The following is a 20,880-nucleotide window of genomic DNA, read 5'->3' as shown; positions in this document are numbered from 1 at the left end:
CTGCTGCAACCCTATAAACGCTACCGTCTGTGAGGTGACTATGGATATTGGCCGACTTCGCCATCGCATTACCATTCAGGCTATCCGGGCTAACCAGACGCCCGCCGGTAGCGTCATCAAAGAACGCTATACCGTGGCGACCGTCTGGGCTGAGGCCAAATTTATCAGCGGTCGCGAGTTAGTGGCTTCTAAAGCAGTGCTGTCTGAGAGCCTTGTCCGGTTCTGGATACGTTATCGGGCGGACATCCAGCCCGCGATGAACATTGTTTTCAAACATAAAACGTACACCATTCAGGCCGTGATGCCGGATAACCGGTTGACCCTGCTTGAGTTGCTCTGTCAGGAGGGCGTGAAACAATGACCACCCTTGATTTTTCTGCGCTCAACGACCTTTCACGGGATTTAGCGCTGCTCAGTAAGGCCGAAAGTGACACCGTACTGCGCCGAAGCACACAGGCGAGCGCGAAAGTCTTGCGCGACGAGACCCGCCGACGCGCCCCGGTCAGAACCGGTAAACTCAGACGCAATATCCGAACCGCGAACCGGAGAAAGGGGCGGGACGGCACGATTTCAGCCGGGGTTTATGTGCAGGGTTCGAATCAGTCCGGTACTAACAGCGATACCCGTATGAAAAAGAATGACTCACGGAATGCCTATTACTGGCGATTTCTGGAAAAAGGCACCTCTAAAATGGCCCCCAGACCGTTTATTGACCCGGCGTTTGAGGCTAAAGCGGAGGAGGCGGCTGATGCGGCCTTCGCGGTTGCCCTGAAAGCCCTTGACGAGGTGTTAATGAAATGAACGACGGTGACCTGTTTAAATTATTGTCTCCGGTTTTGCCCGGGCGGGTCTTTCCTTACTTGATCCCTTCAACGCAAAAAGAAACTGGTTCCCCGTGGTGCGTATTTTCTACTTACCATATGTATACCGATGTCCTGAGTGGGCCATCCCTGAAAATGACGCGCCTTCAGGTGGATGCTTATGCCACCACGTTTGAGCAGGCCGACCAGATTTGTCAGGGCGCACTCAACGCCGTGAAACACCGGCAACCGGTTGACGTGGAGCGTGAGAACGGCTTTGAAGAAGACACTGAACTCTATCGCGCCACCCTGACCTGCAAAATCTACACATAACTTTTATTCCTCAACCCTGCCGGAGATCACCCATGGCAAAATACGAAAAAACGTTAGGCACCTCGCTGTCTGTCTCGGCAGAGGCCGCGAACGATGACAGCAATCCCGCGATTAAGTGGATCGCTATTGACACCTCGGTAAAAGAAATCAGCTACACCGGCGGTCAGAAATCCGATATCGAAGTCACCACCCTCGGCTCCCGTGAGCAGGAAATGATTAACGGGCTGGCTGCCCCAGCTGAAATTACGATTGCCGGGCACTGGACCGCCGACGAGGAAGGACAGGATATTCTGCGACTGGCCTATGATACCGATCAGGCTTATGCCTTCCGGGTTAAATTCCCCAGCGGCAATGGTTATACGTTTCTGGCGGAAGTGCGTCAGGAATCATGGAGTGCGGCGGCCAACGGCATTGTCAGTGCCTCATTCACGCTACGTATGCAAGGTCGTCCCACTCCCTTAGTCAAGAAAACCCCCTCACTTCAGAAGGATAAAACATAATGGATCTTCGCCAGCTTGCGTTAACCCCCCGTCTGGGCTTTCGCACCAAAACCGTGACCGTGCAAGACTGGCATCATGCCACGGTTATTCTGCGTGAACCCTCTGCCGCCGCATGGGTCGCATGGAATGAGATCATGCAGCCGGAAACCGACGAGGAGGAGGTGCCCCTGTCGGTCGCAGAGAAGGTATTGCGTAATACCCGTGCTGATGTCGCGCTTTTTATTGATGTGCTGTGTGATGAACAGGGTGTACCGGTTTTCACCCCGGACGATACCGAGGCGGTGATGAAAATCTATGCCCCGGCCCATGCCCGTCTGTTGCATCAGGCACTCAGTCTGGTGACTGACCCTGATGATGCGGAAAAAAAGTCCGATCCCCGTTAACCCGCTTTATGCTGACGCTCGCCCTGCGACTGGGCAAAACCCTGTCTGCGTTGCAGCGTGAGCTGAGTGCCAGCGAGCTGATGCTGTGGCTGGCTTATGATCGTCTCAGCCCCCTCAGTGACCAGCGCGGGGATATTCAGGCCGCCCAGATTGCGGCCGCTGTGTATCAGTCGCAGGGCGTCAAAGTCAGTCTGAACGAGGCGTTGCTGCAATGGGGAAATCAAGACGACGCGCAGCAGGATGATTTCGAACACTTCTTTGCTCATCTCGCATAGGAAATACTGTGGCAAAACTCCGCGAACTTATTATTAAAATATCGGCGAATTCCAGCTCATACCAGAGTGAAATTGCCAAGGCGGCCCGTCTGGGGGAAAACTATCATCGGGTGATGGAAGGCGGTAACCGCCGTGCCGCTGCCGCCGCCAGAAGCAGCAGTGCTGCCCTGCGTGATCTGAATCATCAGCTGGTTTCCGTCAAAGCGTCCGCGATGGGCCTGACCGGGGCGTTTGCGGGCATTTTTGCCACCAGTAAATTAGTGGAAACGGCGGATAAATGGACCAACCTGAATTCAAGGTTAAAGCTGGCGACACAATCCAGTCTGGATCTGGCGGAAAGCCAGCGAATGCTGATGGCAATGAGCCAGAAAACCGGTACCTCTTTTGAAGCTAACGCGACCGTCTTCGCCCGTGCCGCCACGCCCATGCGGGCGTTAGGTTATGCCACGAAAGAGATTGTCGGTATGACCGAGACCCTGTCTGCCGGGTTAAGGGTGTCGGGGGCCTCTGCGTCAGAAGCCAGTTCCGTGCTTATTCAGTTCTCACAGGCCATGTCCTCCGGTGTCCTGCGGGGGGAAGAATTTAATGCCATGGCAGAGAACGGGGGGCGCATTCTTCAGGCCTTAGCGGATGGTCTCGGGGTCTCCAGAACGAAAATGAAGGCGATGGCGGATGGCGGTCTGCTGACCATGGATAAAGTCATTCCGGCCTTATTGAGTCAGTTAGGTAAGTTAAGAGCCGAAAGTGAATCCATGGGGGCCACGGTTGAGAAATCGTTAACCCGTGTGCAGAACTCCTTCATGGAATGGGTGGGAGACGTTAACAAAGCCACCGGAACAACACGTGTGCTTGCCGGCACGCTGGATGATCTGTCCAAAAATATCAACAATGTTGCTGCCGCCGGGATGGTCGTAGCGGGCCTGTTCGGGGCGAAAGCCATCGGTAACCGGCTAACGGCAATTCAGGCCTCAACCTCGGCGTTAATCCAGAATTCCCGGGCCGAAATCAATAACGCCGATCAGGCTTACCGTAATGCGCAGGTTCAGGTGGCGAATGCCAGAGCAACGGAGCTTCAGGCCCAGCGCAATGTCTTAGCGGCGCGCTCAAGGTTACTGCAAACCACCAACGATCAGCAATTTACCGCCGCCCAGCTGAGATTAAACCGGGCGATAGAGGCAGAGGCAAAAGCGCATGCAGTGGTCACTCAGAGTATTGCCGCCAGAACCGCCGCGCAGTCAAGGCTGAATGCCGTCACCTCGCTGGGTCAACGGATGGGGGGCGCGCTGCTGGGTGCGGTAGGCGGTATTCCCGGTGCATTGATACTGGCTGCCGGTGCCGCTTATCTGCTGTATCAGAATCAGAAACAAGCCAAGGAAGAGGCACGGGAGCACGCCAAAGAAGCCGCTAATATCAGGAAAGAACTGAGCAAAATGGACCCTATACAGCTCAGAATCAACAAGGAAAAACTGACAGAAGATCTTGCTGTTGCTAAACAGGATTTAGAGTCATTCAGGGAAGAAATGGCAATAAACCGAAGCAGGCTCATCACTTTCATGAAAAATCAAAGTCAGGGGAAAAATGTTGACGATAAGGTTACCGAATTCAGCACAAAGCTGTCAGAAAGTCAATCGGCATATGAAGCCACAAAGAAAACGATAGATGAAATTACTGCCACACTTGCGAGTCTGGGTGAACAGCAATCGATAAACAGTGAGAAAGCGAAAAAGTTTACTGCTGCTATTAACGAGATACGGAAAACCGGTAATGTGATGCAGGCGCTGCAAAACCAAGAACTGAAACTCACTGTCAGCCTGCTGGAACAAATTAAAAGTTTGGGTATTGATGTCTCAGGTATTCGTATACCTGTCCCCGAGGTGAAATTTGAACCCAATGATAAATTAAAAGCACTTTTAGCCGATCAGGAAAGGGAAATTGATCTCTCCAGAAGAAAGGGACTGGACAAGGCTCAGCGTGAGGCACACTACAAGGCTATTGATGCGGGACTCAACCCGAATGACCGGCAGCAGAAGCCCTACGTGGATCGGATGGTTAACAATGCCACCCAGATATATCAGAACACCGAGGCGATGCGGAAACAGGACGAAGCCGCCCGGGAAGCCCGGAATGCCGCAGAAAGAGCCACTCAGAAAGCCGCCAGAGCGGCGGAAGATTACGCCCAAAAAGTGGCGGAACTGAACACCCAGTTAGCCACAGAAGCGGTTCGTTATCAGGAAGGTAATACCGCCGCTGAGCGGTTTGCGGCGGCTCAGGGCAATGTGACGAAGTTCACACAGGCGCAAAACACCCAGCTCAATCTGTTAAACCAGAAACTGGAAGAGGCTAAGCAGCGTTATCAGGATTTACAGGCTGCTATTGAGGCTGATCCGTTCCGCCATGTTGCCAAAAGAACTCAGGAGGCCACCGAACAACTTCAGCGGCAGCAGGCCAATGGTCAGATTGAATCCCCCGCTGAGTACACTTACCGAAAAAGTGAAATCTGGAAAGACGATGTGAGAGGCAAGGCGGAGGCCAGCCAACAATATGCGGTTTCTGCGAAAAATGACCTGCTGGGTGATGTTGATCCGATTCAGGATATTGAGAACCAGCTGGAACGCAAAAAAGCCCTTTATCAGACTTATGCCGACGCCGAAGTTATCTCTCAGCAACGCAAAGGTGAACGGATTCTTGCTGCCGAACGCGATACGGACAGTAAACGGATTGAAGCGGCCAAACAGGTCTTTGCGAGTCAGGGTGAGTTACAGTCACTTGCAATAACGATGTTTGAGACCACGCAGGAGCGGATGGGGAACATGGTTACCGGCCTGCTGACCGGGAGTAAATCCCTGCGGGAAGGGATGTCGGAGCTGTTCGCGTCACTGGCGCAGGATGTGGTGAAAAGTCTGGTCAAAATGGCGGCACAGGCCTTGATCACTAATACCATTATGAAAGGGATGGGGTCAATGGGTGGCGGCGGTATGTTCAGTGGCTTTGCGTCGATGTTCACCCAGAATGCCAAAGGCGGCGTTTATACCTCGGCCAACCTGAGTCAGTACAGTGGGCAAATTGTTAATAGCCCGACGCTGTTTGCTTTTGCTAAGGGGGCAGGTCTGATGGGGGAAGCAGGACCGGAAGCGATTATGCCGTTGAAGCGCGGCGCTGATGGTTCACTCGGTGTGCGAGCTGTTTTCCCTGCTGGGAATATGGGAGGAGCGCCGAATATTCAGATTTATATCACGGAAGGAAAAGCCGAAAGCACATCATCCAAGGGGGAGAATGAAGCTTTCGGACGGCGATTTGCACAGGCTGTCGCTCAGGTTTATTACACTGAGCGGGATCGGGATTTGCGGCAGGGTGGAGCCATCAATAAAGCCATCAGGGGGCGATAATGGAAATATTTAAATGGCTGCCGCGCGTTAACGCCAACTCTAATGTGGAGTTTGCTATCCGAAAGGCAAAATTCGGCGATGGTTACGAACAGGTTTCTGGTGCGGGGATTCACCCTAAATCAATGAGATGGAACGTTGATTTTGTGGGGAGTGAAAAATACATCACTGACATTATCGCTTTTCTTGACCGGCACGCAGGCCATCAGCCTTTCATCTGGCAGCCACCGTTAGCGAATAAAGGGCTGTTCCGCTGTGAGACCTATAAGTATCAGGCCATTGACTACAAATCCTACGCACTTTCAACCGAATTTATTGAGGCTCATGCACCTTAAGGAGTGGTGATGTTTACTGCTGACGTACAAAAACTCCATGCCGGGAACATTGTCCGGCTATATGAAATTGACGGCACGAAATTTGGGGCGGATGTGCTCCGGTTTCATGCATACGGGATGCCTGTGACCGACGAAGAGATTGAAGCAGCTGAAAAGAAAGGCAGCCCACCCTCACCAAAATCCCTCTGGTGGCAGGGAAAAGAGTATGCACCGTGGCCTGTTCAGATAGAGGAGCTGGAAATGTCCACTGATGGGCAGGCGGCCCGGCCTCGCCTATCCGTATCGAACATTGAGGGCAGGGTCACCGCACTCTGCCTACAATTTGATGATATGGTGCAGGCGAAAGTGACGATCCACGATACCTTTGTCCATTATCTGGATGCCAGAAACTTTACAGAAGGAAACCCTACCGCCGATCCACAGCAGGAACGCCAGTTAATGTTCTATGTGAACCGAAAGGTATCAGAGACGGACAGGGTGGTCGTTTTTGAACTGGCCAGCCCGGCCTCTCTGGAGGGATTATTCATCCCTACCCGGCAAATACACGGGGTCTGTACATGGTGCGCCCGTGGCTGGTATCGGACAGGTAAGGGCTGCGACTACACCGGAACGCGCTATTTTGATATCAATAACCACCCGACCGATGACCCGGGTCAGGATCGCTGCCCCGGCACAGTCATTGCGTGTAAATTACGTCACGGCGAAGAGAATGAGTTGCCCTTCGGTGGTTTTCCGGCCTCATCCCTTATCAGGAGGTAATCATGCGCGATAAAACGCTGGACGCTGTTTTTGCGCATGCAAAAGCTGACTACCCGAATGAATGCTGTGGTGTGGTGGCTCAGAAAGGTCGGGTAGAAAAATACTTCCCCTGCCAAAATCTGGCAGGCAATCCCACCGAACAGTTCCAGCTAGCCCCCAATGATTATTTAAACGCTTCCCTGTGGGGAACGGTTACCGGCATTGTTCACAGTCACCCTGACGCAACCACATACCCCAGCGAGTTAGACAGGGCGCAATGTGATTTCACCGAATTACCGTGGCATATCGTCAGTTACCCGGAAGGGGATTTCAGGACCATCTATCCGCGTAGTGAACTGCCTTTGACTGGTCGTCCGTTTGTGTTGGGTATTTATGATTGCTATGGCCTCATTATGAGTTATTACCGTCAGCAGTACGGTATTGTATTAAAGGATTACCGGGTGAATTACCCGTGGTGGGAACAGGGTGAAAATCGCTATATGGATAATTTTAAGTCGGCAGGTTTTACCGAGGTTTCGGAGCCACGGGTGGGTGATGTGGTACTGATGCAGGTTCAGGCTGATGTCCCCAACCATGCGGGCGTGCTGCTTGAGGGAAATTTATTGCTGCATCACCTTTATGGGCAGTTAAGTCAGCAGGTGCCTTATGGTGGGTATTGGAAAGATAGAACTGTGAAGATACTACGTTATAATTAATTGAATAGATGAGTGTTCATAATTAGCATGAAGGTTAGGTGCTGTAGAAGCAGAAAAGAAAATTAATTCTGAAAAGATAAAGAGGTAAGAATGAACAAAATATTAATTATTGTGATTTTTGGATTGTTACTTTCAGCATGTAAGCCTACAGAAAAAGATTTTATTAATATAGGTGAATCTCTTGTTAGAAATAATCTTAATGATCCAGATAGCGCAAAATTTGATTCATTTTATCACTCTTCAGATGAAATATTTACCCCAATAGACCGCCCATCAGGTGAACTAGATGGTTATGTTTGCGGGAGGGTTAATGCTAAAAATGCATACGGTGGGTACACAGGGAAAAAACCATATTATGTACACATTGAAACTAAAAATGGAAAGCTAAAGAAGCATGGGCCTGTAATAATAGTAAGCGATGGAGACCAAGAAAACTTGTTTAATTTTAAATTGATATGCCCCAGCGGTATTAAGTCAAAAGCTACCTAACGCAGAATATAGAAAGACAGAGCTGCGAAGATCCACCGATTGAACTAATTACATAAATAAACGTCCACAATTATAATTGCAGTAATATTTAAAAATGGAGAATTAACTGTTATGGATATTTTACCTCTTTGTATTGCTGCTGTCATAGGATTCATTCCTGCAAAAATCGCCTCTGATAAAGGCCGTAGTTTTGCGGGATGGTGGGTATATGGCTTTCTTCTTTTTATAGTTGCACTTATTCATGCTCTTTTATTGAAGCCAAAGCAAGAAGTTGAAGTTATAGAAAAAAATAAAATAGATTGAGTGTAATCTGATGAGCGATACCGCCGTTGGACGATTAGACAACATTAACCCTCTTCGGAGGGTTTTTTTATGAGGTAAATATGACTCTGACAGATCTTCCGCTTCGTACCGTCCGGCTTCATGGCGTACTGGCGACCAAATTCGGTGCAACATTTGAATATGCCGCCAGAGATGCCCTGCATGCCTTTCGGGCTATGAGCAAGCTTATTGCCGGTTTCGAAGCATTTATGCTCAATGCCCATCAGCAGGGATTTACTTTTTCGGTCATTGTGGGCGGCAGAAGCTACCACAAAAACGAACTGGATATGACCAAAGGCCATGCTGACATCCATATCATGCCCATCATGATGGGAAGTAAGCGAGCCGGATTGTTCAATGTTGTCTTGGGTATCGCCATGATTGCTGTCGCATGGTGGAACCCGCTGGGCTGGGCAGCCTCAACCGCGTTATTTGTCGGTGCGTCAGGGGCGGCTATGGCAATGGGCGGCGTTTCTCAAATGCTGGCTCCCCAACCACCGGGGCTAACTATGCGTGAATCACCGGAAAATAAACCTTCGTATGCGTTCGGGAGTCCGGTCAATACGACTGCGCAAGGTAATCCGGTGCCCATTCTCTACGGCTCCCGTGAGATTGGCGGAGCTATTATCTCAGCGGGGGTCTACACCGAAGACCAGTATCAAACCGAACAGATTGAAAATCAGCGTAAATAGCCACTCAGACCGCCAGCTGCGGCCTTTTATTTCAGGGGGAGATCATGACACGGCATATTATTGAAGGCGCAAAAGGCGGTGGTGGTGGGGGCGGGCGTACGCCTTACGAACTGCCTGATAACATTCAGTCCACGGCTAAGGCGCGGGTATTACTGGCGTTGGGTGAAGGGGAGCTGGTTGACGCACTGAGCGCAAAAGATATCTATCTGGATGGCACCCCTTTACAGAACAGTAATGGTACCCTGAATTTTGAGGGGGTGAAATGGGAATTTCGTCCCGGTACTCAGCACCAGTCCTATATCAAAGGTATGCCGGCGGCGGAAAATGAAATCCGTATTGCCACGGAACTGAAGGATACCACACCATGGACACGCTACGTCTCTAATACGAAACTGTCTGCCGTTCGTGTGCGTCTCGGCTGGCCTGCACTGAGGATGCAAAAAGAGAATGCAGATACCGTCGGTTATCGCATTGATTACGCCATTGAGTTATCGACTGATGGCGGCAGTTACCAGACCGTCATTGACACCCATATCGACAACAAAACCACCACCTTATATGAGCGTTCATACCGTATTGATCTGCCGGATGCCAAAACCGGCTGGACTGTCCGGGTTATCAGAAAAACAGCAAACAGTACCAGTGAACGCATTGTTGATAAAATGAACGTTATGGCGTTCACTGAAATTATTGACGCCAAATTACGTTACCCGAATACCGCTTTGCTATACGTTGAATTCGACGCCCGGTTATTTAATGGCAATGTGCCGCTGATTTCATGCAAACCCAAAGGGCGTATTATTCGCGTACCGGCTAATTACGATCCGGTCAACCGCACGTATAGCGGCATCTGGAACGGCACGTTTAAATGGGCGCACAGCAATAACCCGGCATGGGTGCTGTATGATCTGTTACTGAATGATGTATGCGGACTTGGTGACAAAATAGATCGGACACAGGTTGACGAAACCGAGTTGTATCGTGTGGCGCAATACTGCGATCAGCTTGTTCCGGACGGCAAAGGCGGCACCGAACCGCGATTTACCAGCGATGTTTACATTCAATCACGCGAAGAAGCCCATAAGGTACTGACTGATATCGGGGCGATATTCCGGGGGGCGGTTTACTGGGGCGCGAATCAGTTCGTTGCCACGGCAGACAGGCCGGACGACATGACCTATATTTTCACGCAGGCCAGCGTTATCAATGGTGAATTTATCTACAGCAGTGGCAGCGAGCGCAACCGAAGCACCGTTGCCATGGTGAGCTGGTCAAACCCGGACAACCATTACAAAGACGAAGTTGAGGTGGTTTCAGACGACGGTTTAATCCGGCGCTATGGTATCAATCAGATTGATATCGCCGCCATTGGCTGCACCCGTCAGAGTGAGGCACAGCGCCGGGGAAAATGGGCGATCCTGACCAACTCACGCGATACCCTGATTTCATTCCGTGTCGGGCTGGATGGTCAAATCCCCATGCCCAGTCAGATTATTGGTGTTGCGCATAAAAACAGAGCCGGGCGCGTGATTGGTGGCCGTATTCAGTCGGTTGATAATCGTAATATCACACTGGACAGAAAGCCGGATGTGAAAGCCGGGGATCGCCTGTTGGTCAATTTACCGACAGGAAAATCAGAAGGCCGGACGGTTCAGGCCGTGAACGGCAATACGGTGACTGTGACGACAGCATACAGTGAATCACCGGTATCAGATGCAGGCTGGGCGGTGGATGCCGATGATTTATTTATTCAGCAATATCGCGTCATTGGTATCAAAGATAACAACGATGGTACGTTTGAAATCAATGGCATTTATCACGATCCTGATAAATATGAACGCATTGACACCGGCGCGAGGATTGATGAGAGACCGATTTCTGTTATTCCGGCCAGTGTCCAATCACCACCGGATTCGGTCACGCTTCAGGGTTTTTCTTTTGTTCAGCAGGGTATCTCCACCACGACCGTCATGATCTCATGGGCGAAAGCCGATGGTGCCGTTGCTTATGTGGGTGAGTGGCGCAGGGACAGCGGTAACTGGGTGACCATTCCCCGCACATCATCACCGGAATTTGAAATACCGAATGCGTATTCGGGTCGCTATCAGGCCCGTATCAAGGCCATAAACGCATTTGATATACCCAGCTTATTTGCTTCATCCGAAGAAGTGAACATCAAAGGAAAAGCCGGTGAGCCGCCTGCGCCGCTGGGCTTTAAAGCCACGCCGATTGTATTCGGGATCCAGTTAGACTGGGGTTTTGCCCCTCATACCGAAGATACACTGAAAACCGAAATCCAGTACAGCCCGACGAGTGACGGCGAGGGACTGATGTTACTGGCCGACATTCCCTACCCACAAAAGACCTATGTGATGCAGGGACTGGCGGCCGGCGTCGCGTTCTATTTCCGTGCCCGACTGGTGGATAAATCCGGCAATCCCTCCCCGTGGACCGACTTTCTGCGGGGCGAATCCTCCAGTGATGCGAGCTGGATTATTGATGCCGCCGGTAATCAGTTCCTGACAGCCGAGGCGGGAAAGCGGCTACAGGCACAACTGGATTATCAGGCCGAAGCGGACCTGATTAATGGGGTCGCTATTCAACAGAATAGTTTTGAACTGATGGCAAGGGATGGGGAAAACAAGGCCGAAATTAAACGACTTGACCGGGTGTTTGCTGACCGTGAAGTGGCTTGGGCGCAATCCATTAAAGAAGTGAAATCCAGCGTCGGAGAGAATCGCTCTTCCATTCAGGAAAACCAGAAATCCATCAATAAATTAGACTTGTCATTTGCAGAGAGCGAACAGCGTGTTCAGGCGCAGCTAAAAGATCAGCAGGCGATCATCAGCACCAAAATGCAAGCCGAGTTTAATCAGCCCGGCAATGGTTACGCTATTCATAGCGTGAATATCACTCTTAAGCACAATGGGGTGAAGTATAACGCCGGGGGTATGGTGATTAGTGGCGAGATTAAAAACGGTCAGCTGGAATCCTATATTGGGTTTTCTGCGAATAACTTTGCGTTTTATAACCCCGCTAACGGGAAAATGGAGCCGTTTATGGTCGCCAAAAATGGGCAGTTATTTGTACAGGATGCTTTTATTGATGTGGCGAATATTCGCAAGCTGGTTGTCGGGGATGAAATTAAATCCGCTAACTTCGATCCCCGCAACAGAACCGGCTTCAGGCTGGATATGCGCACGGGAGAAATGACCAGTTACGGTCAGGGTTCAGGTGGTTATTGGGTGGAAACCAACAACCTGAAGCAATTGTTTGACAGTCGCGGACGCTTGCGTATCCGAATGGGGTTTTGGTAATGGGCATGGGATTAGAGATTTATGATGAGCAGGGGCGGGTGATTATCACCACGAATAATATTATTCCGCGCTTTCTCGGGACGCACATGATCCCGCTGAACAAAACCGGCAGCCTGTATTTGCCGGGATTAAGTGAGGGCGGCAATGTCACTGCCCGGTTCTTTCTGCGTATGCGCAGCTCCGGAGGCTCCGGGATTCAGATTGCCCAGCTCAGCAATGAGTTCACCACGTTCAGCGTCTCTGGCAGCACCTTCAGCTATCACGTTGACTATGACACCTATCGTTGGGAAAACATGGGGCGTGGGGGCGGACAATCCAGTCCGTGGGCGGAAATGCAAAACGTTGTCACGATTTGGGCGATTTAAGATGCTGGGATTAGAGTTTTATACCGATAACGGGCTGGTGCAATTGTCCGATAAAACACCGTCACTGGGCTTTCTCAGAAAGGCCGGAGCGGATGAAAGCAATATCGGCTGGGACGAGCGCTACTATAACTATGCCGAAGTGTACGGCGCAGGCGGGAAGTATTTCTTTGCGCCTATCTCACAACTGTCTGCCTGGGGTAACAGTGGGCTGGAGGTCTACAGCGAACGCGGGGAGCTGATGTTCTCGTCGGCCATGAAATTATTGTCCTTTGTGCGGTCTTTTTATGTCGATGTGCCCAATAACCAACACCGACCGTTTGTGCATGCGGGAGAGGCCGGGCGGCGTTATGGAGTTATGCTGATAAAATCCCAGTCTCGCCAGCATTATAAAAATGTCCGGTTCTCGCCGGGGGCCGATAATCCGCCTTTTTATGATGATGAATGGGATTATGATGTGTATGTCGAGTCATTCAAGCCCCGGTATGGCAATGGCCGGATTGAACTCGCTTATACCTATGACTATCTGCGTCATGAGGCCAGCCCGAGTAACCCCGGCACATGGCGTGGCCCACCGCCCTTAATGGACGGCTTTATCGTCGATTTAACCATGATAGAAGGTTAACCCTCTCCGTTTTATTCATGTCAGGAATCCACCATGATTTACACACAAGGCACCCTTTCCACGCTATCCGGCTCGGCGAACAACGTCATAACCAGTGATGAGAATTTCTGTATGACGACGGTCGAGCAGAAACTCATAAACGTAGCCTCTGTCGTCAAAAATAACTTCAATGCCTTGAATTTTATGATGATTTAAAAACGCGATCATCTCATCCTTGGTTGTCCCCCACGCATAGGACCGTACTTTTTCTCCATTGTCTGCTGCATACAAAGCTGGAACTATTGCCCGAATATCAGAGTGAACAGCGCTTATTTTTTTACCAGTCAGCTCCGCAATCTCACGGCTGCTCATCATTGCTGCTTGGTTATTGGTGATCACTTCATTTTTAAAGAAAGAATCACACCTCGTCGGTATCAACAATTTTCGACATACGGGTTGAGCCTTTTTCAGTCCAGAGTGTCAGTAATGATGTATGTTTATTAACCGCGTGAATATCTTTCACTTGGTTACCTACTCTTCTTAAAAGACACAGATAACTAGTTGATTTATATTGTAAATAACATATAGGTCACGTCAAAGGGTAGCATTCGCCGTGCTATCCTTTTCTTTTTGTGACTGACTCAATGACAGCCGCAAAGTTTGTGCGTCGCTAAAAGATACGCGCAGATTATGACCAGACTGCATATTTGCAGTCTGATTAGATATCAATGAGTTAAGTAACTGACCTAAAATTATTGGGTCAGTTACGCTATGAGTAGGTTACATATTTGCAGTGCGCTAATTTGTCAGCCAATGAAATAATAATTGCAAAGTGAGAACTCAGCAGCAGGTAGGTATGTTAAACGTGCCGAGTTATTTTTAACCAACCCTCTTAACGAGGGTAGCCTCTGAGTTCGTTTTCACTGCCTCCGCTTCAAACGGAATGATGATATAGCGCTAAACCTGCACCATGCAGGAGATAAGGGATATCAAAGAGTTAAAGGTGGTTTTACGTGGAAAAGGCCGCATTCAGCAGCCTTGAATTCGGTATGTAGATTTATTTCCAGTTGAGGAAAAAAGTCTTGGTCTGACCTTTTTCTTGCAATATAACACCTAATTTTTGCGCTTCATCACCAGTATAACTAATAGTCCCTGTATATTTGACATCATCTCCGATGGGGCCAGAAATACCAAGATTATAGGTTTTACCATCAACAGACACGTACAGATTTTTACTGAGTAATGCCAGAACATTCTGGTAATTATTCTGGTCAGATGATGCACTTAAAGATATAGTCTTATCAACACTGCTATAACCATCTGTTGTAAAATAGAACCCTAAAACATTTTGAATATCTGTGTTAGTTTGCAATCCAGTCAATGTACCAAAAGTGACTTCACCAGTTCCCAAGTCCCCTTTGTCAGATATGTAACCCCAATCTTGAGCAGAATATCCAGGAATACTATAATTACCGACTCCTAATGTAAGATTAAAAGACAACAGATAACTAAAATCCCAGTCGCAAGCCATCAAATCTTCATGTGTAGGTTCCCAAGTCTCCGAAATGCCATCTTTATTATGCTTTTCAATATGGATAGGACCACTTCCATCGTTTTTAGTCGAGAGATGTATATATTCAGGAAGTGAGTTCCATTCAGTACGACCTACTGCTTTCCCTTCATATACTTGAATGATTGCCCACGGTAGAGAACCTATAGGAGCCACCACATCATTACTTTTGTATTTACTGAGATCAAACGGACATTGTTTATCATCCAGCTTATTAACATCAGACATAAACACCTCACTTTATTATTCGTTAAAGGTCATTTCATCCTACTGCTAACTAGCCAGTTAATATTACTGAGGTCAGGTTCCTATCTCAATTGAATAGCCTGTAACAGAATCAATACGCCTTAAAATAGGGTGGCGCATGATAAAGTTTGTCTGTTAGTCGAGTGAATGATCCAGTGAGGTGTATATTTGAAATTTGCTTTCGAATACCCTTTATTGAACATAGAGTATTAATTGTTCCGTTAAGGGAATTTCCATATCGAATGAATCTCAAATAGTTAGGATTCAGTTGTTCGGAATAACCAAATATGTGAAACTCGCATCAAATAGCCATCGGTAAATATTATAAGGATTTAATATGTCACAATTAAAAAAATTACCACTCGGAGAAAAAACACCTCTAATACTCATTTTTGGTGGGATATTTTTATTCGCAGTATCAATTTTAAAGTGGATGACATCTGAAATTGAAGTGGACTGGCTATATAACTCAGTTGAAAGTTTACTAGCCATTTATCTTATTATTCTTGGGTTCAGGTTACGTAAAAAGTACCGAAGTAATAATGAGTAAGTTTGGACTAACCGGAATTAACGGATATTTGAGCTTGTAGCGATGGTTTGTAGATTGTAATTAAAATCTATCGAACTCATCGCACCATTCGAATTCATCTTTCATGAGGGTGATCTCTTTTCCACCGAAAATCATATTAACCAACTAATTTATATAGTATGAAGGGGTGTTCTCTAATCCCGATCAGTATGTTGACCGAAACGCCTAAAATCACACTTAACATATTGATTTAACTACGATATATGCGTTGGTCGATTCGTTATAACCATTTGAATTTATTCCGTTATAAGAGCTTTTTTATTGAGGATTTAATAATCTTCTTAAACCCTCTGAGGTATTAATTTTCATCAGTTGTGAGACAATTTTTATTAATTTCCCGCCTGTCATTTTATGTCATTCTGCCCACAAAACATGCTCCCTATCAAATATTAGTCAAGCCGTACTTTCCCGTATTGATGAACCCTTTTATTGATGTTCACCGGCGGAGAAGTCTCCCACCGCCTTCATATTATTTAGCAATGTGTATTGTTGATTAGATGAGGGAATAAATATGCAAGATAAAAAACCTGATGTACCTGTCTCAGGCGAGAGTAATCTCGTGATCGTTGCAACACCCGAATATGTCAAAGATTCAATCAAAGAAGCCATTGCAGAACACGCGGCAAGCCGGAATCATCCATATGCAACTCAAGCAGAACCGGGGCTTGTTACGTTAAGTAATGCAATAGACAATGACAGTGAGATAACCGTTGCAACCTCTAAAGCTGTTAAAAAAGCATATGATCTAGCCAATACTGCTAACCAAAACGCCCTAAATAATAATTCCAATCTTTATCTGGAGAAAAAGAAGAATGGTGCGGATATTCCGGATAAAGCGGAGTTTGTAAAGAATTTGGGATTAGAAGAGACCGTTACTCAAGCTCAAAATTCCTACCCTAAAACTGGAGGAATTGTTAATGGTGAAGTCACTGCAAATAGATTCTGGACAAAAACCGCCTTTAGTCTCGGTGAAGGGATTCAAGGAGAAAGGCATGGCATACTGATATCAAGTAAGGACAGCGTTGGTTTTGACGGTAATAATATTGAGCTTTTATCATGGAATGGGATCGGAATGAGATCAACATTAGATGATAAGACTAATATTTATTTCGATACTCGCGCTGGTAATATAGGCATTCAAGGTGAGCTTTATGCTCAAGGTGCAGTGCATGCGGGCAGTACTGTATTAACACCATGGGGAGATGTTAATGGTTCTACATGGGGAGGTTTTTTAAGCCATTGGATTGAAAATAATTTCAGTCGAAAAGATAGCACATTAAGGATAGGAGAAAATGTTATCATAGACAGTAGTGGATATTATAAAAAATCCTCACCTATCATTTTGATTTATTCTACAGGTGAATTCACTACTAATAACGAATCGACAGGTGCTATCACTGAGCGTGTTTCTGAGGGAATTTATCTTATCAAAGGAATTTCGGGATTAAATACTGATGGAATATTGGATAATATAGAAATCCCACTATGCCAGAACAAGCTACCATTAATTTGGATCAACCATGAAGTTCTATCCGATGGCTCTATCAAATTAATGACCTACCACCGTGAACACTCAGACGCTCCTGCTTTCGCCAGAAATATACGTGAAGGCTACTCTGACGGTGATTTAATCGATATTCCCGATGGCAGATTTGTGTCTGTTCGGGTGCAAATGCCTGACACTAAATAATCACAATCTTAATTCTTCTGTCGCTTTCAAAATATAATTTGGAGGTAATACTATGTATGATTGGTCTGGAGTTGTTCCTGCAAATGCTGCACAGGGAAAGCCCACAGGGCTTGTTCTAAAGGCAGGAGATGTGATATCCATTATTGCTAAAGGATGGGTATATTATGGTGGCCCAGGAGACCCAGCAACCGCTCCTCAAGGTGTTGTAGATGGACCGAATAATTCGGAATATACTCTGGTTGCAAAAATTGGCGATAAAACCTATGAAGTTGGCAATGGCTTACTCCATAAAACAGTTCCCACAGATGGTGAATTAATTCTTTTATTTTTAGATGGGAATTATGCAGATAATTCTGGGGTTTTTAACGTTGATGTAAAAATAGAGTCACGTTATGCACCTGATTACCTGACTGAAATAAAACCACTGATTTAATAAATATCTTCCTTGAAGCAATGCCAAGTGAAGTAATCGCAATTTATTTCACTTGGCGAAGAAACATATTTTTACTTAAGTCAGTTGTCTCTTAATTCATTTCCTGATACTCAAAATTCTCTACATCTCTCTGCTTCACATTCCACGCCGAATTCGCCGGCATCTGGACACGGATATCCAAGCGACAACCTTCGGGGATATCGCACGGTTCACCATCCTGATAATAAACTTTTTCCCCGTTCACAATGGCTTTTATCCGCTGGTTCTGGTTGCGTTCGAATACTCGGGCGTCAGAGTAATACATTGAGACAACATTAAATTTTATATTAAATCTTTATTTATCAAATTGATAGGTATTCTTTGCAAGAAGGACGGCAGTAATTGAGACAACATAAATTGGGGGTAGTTGTCTCAAAATTTAAAAATTAATCGTTATAAAACAATATGATAAGTATATCGAGACAACAGAGACAGCTGAGACAACATCGTTTGCTTAATTTATATATAAAGAAAAATGAAATTAGTGTTATTCATAGAAAAGAAATTCTAGCTTTAGCCGATTGATTTTTATAATAACGCAAATCACCATACAGGAAAGATTAAAATTAAGCGGTTCCCGTAAATCCCTATGCATTTAGTCTTAATGCTATAACCCATTGATTTTATATAATTCTGTCAGAAAACCAGAATTCCGGTTCTGAGCAGGAATTGACGAATATCAATAAGTTAAAAGTGATAAATATCACCTTTATGTAACCTATTGTTTTTGCTTATTTCCGGCACAGAACCGGAGATTAAGAAAATCAAGGCGCTAAACAACTGTTGGGGAAATCCCTATCGTTGCCGTAGAGAGTCAAAATCGTGGCCCTCTCAAAGTGTGATATCCCACTTAGGGTATTGGGGAAATCTCAATACCTTTTGTTTTTGTACATGCGGAATTTTCCCTTATGTAACTGACCCAATTATTTTGGGTTACCTGTCTCGTTGTTCGAACAAGAACTGCCCCTCTTTAAGAGGTTCAGTTTGTGCCGACGAAATCCATCGCAACCACCCTAAACATGGGCAATGTCCGATAATCGGACTTTGAGCGTAACGGATAGTTACTCACACTTTGAGCGTCAGTCTGGCTGACTCACATAATTTGTACACCTCATTAAGAGGTGCGCAAACTTTGCGCGTATCATTTAGCGACGCGGTTAATTTGCAGTCATCATTTAGTGGAGCACAAAAAGCAACCACACCTCTTTAAGAGGGTAGCCTAGCAGGTGAAAAATAATTTTCAGTTGCTCGGGTGGTCAAACTGACCACCTCGAAAAATCAATGGGTTAGCCAACTATGGTTACTGCTTTTCCTCAAAGTGAGGATGAACGAGAATATCAATGAGTTATAAATAACTCAGGTGGGCTTGAGTTTAAGCCGTCTAGCACAAGGTTACTTAATGTAACTCAGTGACTCCGTACGTATTACGTTCGTAGTGATTTAACTTATTGATTTTTTTCATTATTGAAAAACCAGTTCATCTATAGGCGATGGAACATGGCACGAAGACAGAAGAAGAATGTATCCTCGATAGTCGCTATGGTTACGGGAAAGGCTTCTGACTGGCAGGGATATCAGTTAGCTGATTCCTCTATCGCTTAATAGCTATACTGCTGCCATATTTTCGGTATTATTCGTTATGCTCACACCATTAAGAATAACAATACGTAAGGCGAATACATGGATAACAAGATCATCGAAATCCTCCAGTACGAGTTAAAGAAAGGAACCGGCAGTCAGTTTCATGAAATTATGGTAAACGTCAGCGTTCCGTTACATCGTTCACAGGGAATTGATGTGGTGAGTTTCGGTAACTCGCAGCATGACCCAGATTGCTATTATCTTATCCGGGCATTTGAAGATATGGACGAACTGTCGGCTGTACAGGGCAGATTTTATAAAAGTGATGCATGGATAAACGGCCCCAGAACGGGGATTATTGAGAAAATTGATAAGAGTGTTAAAACGGTTATCGAAATGCCTGTATCGGCTATCAATACCTTAAGAATTAAGTAGCACCAGAATAAAGCTGATTCTTTACCATTTTAAAAAGCAGAGTTCAGCCAACCCAAAATTATTGGGTAGCCTCTCCATATAGAGTTAACTGCCTTTGCAATAGGTTCCGACGAAATTCAGCGCAACCTCTTCACAGGGTTGGTATATTTAACGTACTGACCTTTCACTACCGACGAAATTCATCGTCAGTTATTGCCTTAGTAATTAATGTTCTCATCTTATACCGAGCTTATAGATTCGTTCAGTTATCTATGTATAAATAATTGTATAAACATTTATGTATTTAAGTAAATAAAAATAAATATAATTATTTGTTTTTATTTGAATTATATTATCAATGGTTGGATTATACCATGATACCTGACAGCATTGACTGTGTTGCTGCGAATGTTTGTTTGATAATGAGGGAGTCGAAAAATGAACAGTAACTGGATGTGTTATATGAAATTTTTAGGTTTCTGGATTGCAGTAACGTTAATGATCGGGATTATGTTGTCATAATAAATGATTATGATATAAATTTTGTCACCTCGCTTTGGCGAGGTTTTTTTACATTTGAACAGTAACATTATTTATTGCAGGAGCTTTATTTTGGGAAAGAATTTGGCTGACTCTGATCTCAATAATATGTCGAAAGAGCAATTAATTGAAGAAATCAAGAAGCTCAGGGAAGGAATAAGAGAGCACAGAGATTCATCCGGTCATGATCTTTGCTGGTATCATCCTGATTTATGGGGATTGTTGCCAGAATATAAACACACAGAAATTGAAGTACCGGACTGGCCGCAGTTTATGCGAGGTTGTACTCGCTATCGCCAGTCGTTAGATGAAAAGTGCCCATCTGCCGTCAGAATTAAAGTAGAATTTGACGATGACAAATAAGACAGACACTCTTATTAGGTAATCAGTTATTAGAAAACAGATTACCCGACGTATGCGGGTAATCCTGATTGTATATAGAAAACCCCCTGCTAGGCAGGGGGTTCCGTAGAGCTTTCAGCGATGAGGCAGCTATAAAAACCCCTTTTGATTTGTTAAAACACCTTGCG

At 46.2% G+C, this 20,880-nt stretch carries 24 protein-coding genes; 21 read left to right on the top strand and 3 right to left on the bottom strand.

The window, feature by feature from the left end; all coding sequences use genetic code 11:
* The 16 genes from AACS90_RS16660 to AACS90_RS16585 all read left to right on the top strand — a co-directional run.
* Nucleotides 1-361: phage head closure protein (locus AACS90_RS16660; protein WP_371635686.1), on the top strand; the 361-nt coding region annotated here is incomplete at its 5' end.
* On the top strand, nucleotides 358-801 hold the full coding sequence (locus AACS90_RS16655) for an HK97-gp10 family putative phage morphogenesis protein (RefSeq protein ID WP_099123345.1): 444 nt from the start codon (nucleotides 358-360) through the stop codon (nucleotides 799-801). The genes AACS90_RS16660 and AACS90_RS16655, both read left to right, overlap by 4 nt.
* Entirely contained in the window at nucleotides 798-1,133 is a 336-nt protein-coding gene (locus AACS90_RS16650; RefSeq protein ID WP_099123344.1) for a hypothetical protein, read from the top strand. Before AACS90_RS16655 ends, AACS90_RS16650 begins: the two co-directional genes overlap by 4 nt.
* A 32-nt stretch (nucleotides 1,134-1,165) precedes the next feature.
* On the top strand, nucleotides 1,166-1,633 hold the full coding sequence (locus tag AACS90_RS16645; RefSeq protein ID WP_099123343.1) for a phage tail tube protein: 468 nt from the start codon (nucleotides 1,166-1,168) through the stop codon (nucleotides 1,631-1,633).
* Nucleotides 1,633-2,016 carry a phage tail assembly chaperone gene (locus AACS90_RS16640; protein ID WP_099123342.1) on the top strand — a complete coding sequence of 128 codons (384 nt, stop codon included), beginning with the start codon at nucleotides 1,633-1,635 and terminating at the stop codon, nucleotides 2,014-2,016. Before AACS90_RS16645 ends, AACS90_RS16640 begins: the two co-directional genes overlap by 1 nt.
* An 8-nt stretch (nucleotides 2,017-2,024) precedes the next feature.
* Nucleotides 2,025-2,291 carry a phage tail assembly protein T gene (locus AACS90_RS16635; protein ID WP_099123341.1) on the top strand — a complete coding sequence of 89 codons (267 nt, stop codon included), beginning with the start codon at nucleotides 2,025-2,027 and terminating at the stop codon, nucleotides 2,289-2,291.
* Nucleotides 2,292-2,299: 8 nt separating this feature from the next.
* A complete protein-coding gene (locus tag AACS90_RS16630) occupies nucleotides 2,300-5,677 on the top strand; it encodes a tape measure protein (RefSeq protein ID WP_099123340.1) in 3,378 nt (1,125 codons plus the stop codon).
* Nucleotides 5,677-6,009: a phage tail protein gene (locus tag AACS90_RS16625; RefSeq protein WP_099123339.1), complete on the top strand. Its 333-nt coding sequence runs from the start codon at nucleotides 5,677-5,679 to the stop codon at nucleotides 6,007-6,009. Before AACS90_RS16630 ends, AACS90_RS16625 begins: the two co-directional genes overlap by 1 nt.
* Nucleotides 6,010-6,015: 6 nt before the next feature.
* Nucleotides 6,016-6,768 carry a phage minor tail protein L gene (locus AACS90_RS16620; protein ID WP_371635683.1) on the top strand — a complete coding sequence of 251 codons (753 nt, stop codon included), beginning with the start codon at nucleotides 6,016-6,018 and terminating at the stop codon, nucleotides 6,766-6,768.
* A 2-nt stretch (nucleotides 6,769-6,770) separates the two neighbouring features.
* Nucleotides 6,771-7,463 carry a C40 family peptidase gene (locus AACS90_RS16615; RefSeq protein ID WP_099123337.1) on the top strand — a complete coding sequence of 231 codons (693 nt, stop codon included), beginning with the start codon at nucleotides 6,771-6,773 and terminating at the stop codon, nucleotides 7,461-7,463.
* 90 nt (nucleotides 7,464-7,553) lie between these two features.
* Nucleotides 7,554-7,952 (top strand): hypothetical protein, encoded by a 399-nt coding sequence (locus AACS90_RS16610; protein ID WP_241538312.1) that lies wholly within the window; start codon nucleotides 7,554-7,556, stop codon nucleotides 7,950-7,952.
* A 111-nt stretch (nucleotides 7,953-8,063) separates the two neighbouring features.
* Nucleotides 8,064-8,255 (top strand): hypothetical protein, encoded by a 192-nt coding sequence (locus AACS90_RS16605; RefSeq protein WP_099123336.1) that lies wholly within the window; start codon nucleotides 8,064-8,066, stop codon nucleotides 8,253-8,255.
* 80 nt (nucleotides 8,256-8,335) lie between these two features.
* Nucleotides 8,336-8,965, top strand: a complete 630-nt coding sequence (locus tag AACS90_RS16600) for a tail assembly protein (RefSeq protein ID WP_099123335.1) — start codon at nucleotides 8,336-8,338, stop codon at nucleotides 8,963-8,965.
* 44 nt (nucleotides 8,966-9,009) lie between these two features.
* Nucleotides 9,010-12,282: a host specificity protein J gene (locus AACS90_RS16595; protein ID WP_099123334.1), complete on the top strand. Its 3,273-nt coding sequence runs from the start codon at nucleotides 9,010-9,012 to the stop codon at nucleotides 12,280-12,282.
* Nucleotides 12,282-12,647, top strand: a complete 366-nt coding sequence (locus AACS90_RS16590; RefSeq protein WP_244590319.1) for a hypothetical protein — start codon at nucleotides 12,282-12,284, stop codon at nucleotides 12,645-12,647. The genes AACS90_RS16595 and AACS90_RS16590 overlap by 1 nt, the downstream gene beginning before the upstream one ends.
* Before the next feature lies 1 nt (nucleotide 12,648).
* On the top strand, nucleotides 12,649-13,269 hold the full coding sequence (locus AACS90_RS16585; protein WP_099123332.1) for a hypothetical protein: 621 nt from the start codon (nucleotides 12,649-12,651) through the stop codon (nucleotides 13,267-13,269).
* A 63-nt stretch (nucleotides 13,270-13,332) separates the two neighbouring features.
* Here the strand turns inward: AACS90_RS16585 and AACS90_RS16580 are convergent, their stop codons facing one another.
* Together AACS90_RS16580 and AACS90_RS16570 are read right to left on the bottom strand one after the other, a co-directional pair.
* A complete protein-coding gene (locus AACS90_RS16580; RefSeq protein ID WP_153043694.1) occupies nucleotides 13,333-13,623 on the bottom strand; it encodes a Rha family transcriptional regulator in 291 nt (96 codons plus the stop codon).
* Nucleotides 13,624-14,305: 682 nt separating this feature from the next.
* Nucleotides 14,306-15,046, bottom strand: a complete 741-nt coding sequence (locus tag AACS90_RS16570) for a Thoeris anti-defense Tad2 family protein (protein ID WP_099123331.1) — start codon at nucleotides 15,044-15,046, stop codon at nucleotides 14,306-14,308.
* A gap of 355 nt (nucleotides 15,047-15,401) precedes the next feature.
* Here AACS90_RS16570 and AACS90_RS16565 point away from each other — a divergent pair, with 355 nt between their 5' ends.
* The 3 genes from AACS90_RS16565 to AACS90_RS16555 all read left to right on the top strand — a co-directional run bounded on the left by AACS90_RS16565 (nucleotide 15,402) and on the right by AACS90_RS16555 (nucleotide 17,776).
* Nucleotides 15,402-15,614: a hypothetical protein gene (locus AACS90_RS16565; protein WP_099123330.1), complete on the top strand. Its 213-nt coding sequence runs from the start codon at nucleotides 15,402-15,404 to the stop codon at nucleotides 15,612-15,614.
* Nucleotides 15,615-16,164: 550 nt separating this feature from the next.
* Entirely contained in the window at nucleotides 16,165-17,343 is a 1,179-nt protein-coding gene (locus tag AACS90_RS16560; protein ID WP_099123329.1) for a phage tail fiber protein, read from the top strand.
* Between the two features lie 52 nt (nucleotides 17,344-17,395).
* Entirely contained in the window at nucleotides 17,396-17,776 is a 381-nt protein-coding gene (locus AACS90_RS16555; RefSeq protein WP_099123328.1) for a LecA/PA-IL family lectin, read from the top strand.
* Between the two features lie 91 nt (nucleotides 17,777-17,867).
* Here the strand turns inward: AACS90_RS16555 and AACS90_RS16550 are convergent, their stop codons facing one another.
* Nucleotides 17,868-18,080 carry a phage tail fiber protein gene (locus tag AACS90_RS16550; protein ID WP_099123327.1) on the bottom strand — a complete coding sequence of 71 codons (213 nt, stop codon included), beginning with the start codon at nucleotides 18,078-18,080 and terminating at the stop codon, nucleotides 17,868-17,870.
* A 1,415-nt stretch (nucleotides 18,081-19,495) separates the two neighbouring features.
* Between AACS90_RS16550 and AACS90_RS16545 the strand changes: the two genes are divergently transcribed.
* Both AACS90_RS16545 and AACS90_RS16540 read left to right on the top strand, forming a co-directional pair.
* Entirely contained in the window at nucleotides 19,496-19,831 is a 336-nt protein-coding gene (locus tag AACS90_RS16545; RefSeq protein ID WP_099123326.1) for an NIPSNAP family protein, read from the top strand.
* Between the two features lie 591 nt (nucleotides 19,832-20,422).
* Entirely contained in the window at nucleotides 20,423-20,713 is a 291-nt protein-coding gene (locus tag AACS90_RS16540; protein ID WP_206601863.1) for a hypothetical protein, read from the top strand.
* Nucleotides 20,714-20,880 lie beyond the last annotated feature (167 nt).

The organism is Xenorhabdus sp. KK7.4 (assembly GCF_963876465.1).
GTDB classification, from domain to species: domain Bacteria; phylum Pseudomonadota; class Gammaproteobacteria; order Enterobacterales; family Enterobacteriaceae; genus Xenorhabdus; species Xenorhabdus stockiae.
Note: the sequence above shows the minus strand (reverse complement) of the source record. Positions and strands in the feature narration are given on the sequence as shown.

What these genes read in the sequence shown, in the direction of transcription:
- AACS90_RS16545 (WP_099123326.1), top strand. Translation starts at nt 19,496, where the DNA reads ATGGATAACAAGATCATCGAAATCCTCCAGTACGAGTTAAAGAAAGGA.
- AACS90_RS16605 (WP_099123336.1), top strand. Translation starts at nt 8,064, where the DNA reads ATGGATATTTTACCTCTTTGTATTGCTGCTGTCATAGGATTCATTCCT.
- AACS90_RS16595 (WP_099123334.1), top strand. Translation starts at nt 9,010, where the DNA reads ATGACACGGCATATTATTGAAGGCGCAAAAGGCGGTGGTGGTGGGGGC.
- AACS90_RS16600 (WP_099123335.1), top strand. Translation starts at nt 8,336, where the DNA reads ATGACTCTGACAGATCTTCCGCTTCGTACCGTCCGGCTTCATGGCGTA.
- AACS90_RS16590 (WP_244590319.1), top strand. Translation starts at nt 12,282, where the DNA reads ATGGGCATGGGATTAGAGATTTATGATGAGCAGGGGCGGGTGATTATC.
- AACS90_RS16650 (WP_099123344.1), top strand. Translation starts at nt 798, where the DNA reads ATGAACGACGGTGACCTGTTTAAATTATTGTCTCCGGTTTTGCCCGGG.
- AACS90_RS16555 (WP_099123328.1), top strand. Translation starts at nt 17,396, where the DNA reads ATGTATGATTGGTCTGGAGTTGTTCCTGCAAATGCTGCACAGGGAAAG.
- AACS90_RS16610 (WP_241538312.1), top strand. Translation starts at nt 7,554, where the DNA reads ATGAACAAAATATTAATTATTGTGATTTTTGGATTGTTACTTTCAGCA.
- AACS90_RS16580 (WP_153043694.1), bottom strand. Translation starts at nt 13,623, where the DNA reads ATGATGAGCAGCCGTGAGATTGCGGAGCTGACTGGTAAAAAAATAAGC.
- AACS90_RS16625 (WP_099123339.1), top strand. Translation starts at nt 5,677, where the DNA reads ATGGAAATATTTAAATGGCTGCCGCGCGTTAACGCCAACTCTAATGTG.
- AACS90_RS16615 (WP_099123337.1), top strand. Translation starts at nt 6,771, where the DNA reads ATGCGCGATAAAACGCTGGACGCTGTTTTTGCGCATGCAAAAGCTGAC.
- AACS90_RS16645 (WP_099123343.1), top strand. Translation starts at nt 1,166, where the DNA reads ATGGCAAAATACGAAAAAACGTTAGGCACCTCGCTGTCTGTCTCGGCA.
- AACS90_RS16550 (WP_099123327.1), bottom strand. Translation starts at nt 18,080, where the DNA reads ATGTATTACTCTGACGCCCGAGTATTCGAACGCAACCAGAACCAGCGG.
- AACS90_RS16635 (WP_099123341.1), top strand. Translation starts at nt 2,025, where the DNA reads ATGCTGACGCTCGCCCTGCGACTGGGCAAAACCCTGTCTGCGTTGCAG.
- AACS90_RS16570 (WP_099123331.1), bottom strand. Translation starts at nt 15,046, where the DNA reads ATGTCTGATGTTAATAAGCTGGATGATAAACAATGTCCGTTTGATCTC.
- AACS90_RS16655 (WP_099123345.1), top strand. Translation starts at nt 358, where the DNA reads ATGACCACCCTTGATTTTTCTGCGCTCAACGACCTTTCACGGGATTTA.
- AACS90_RS16560 (WP_099123329.1), top strand. Translation starts at nt 16,165, where the DNA reads ATGCAAGATAAAAAACCTGATGTACCTGTCTCAGGCGAGAGTAATCTC.
- AACS90_RS16640 (WP_099123342.1), top strand. Translation starts at nt 1,633, where the DNA reads ATGGATCTTCGCCAGCTTGCGTTAACCCCCCGTCTGGGCTTTCGCACC.
- AACS90_RS16585 (WP_099123332.1), top strand. Translation starts at nt 12,649, where the DNA reads ATGCTGGGATTAGAGTTTTATACCGATAACGGGCTGGTGCAATTGTCC.
- AACS90_RS16565 (WP_099123330.1), top strand. Translation starts at nt 15,402, where the DNA reads ATGTCACAATTAAAAAAATTACCACTCGGAGAAAAAACACCTCTAATA.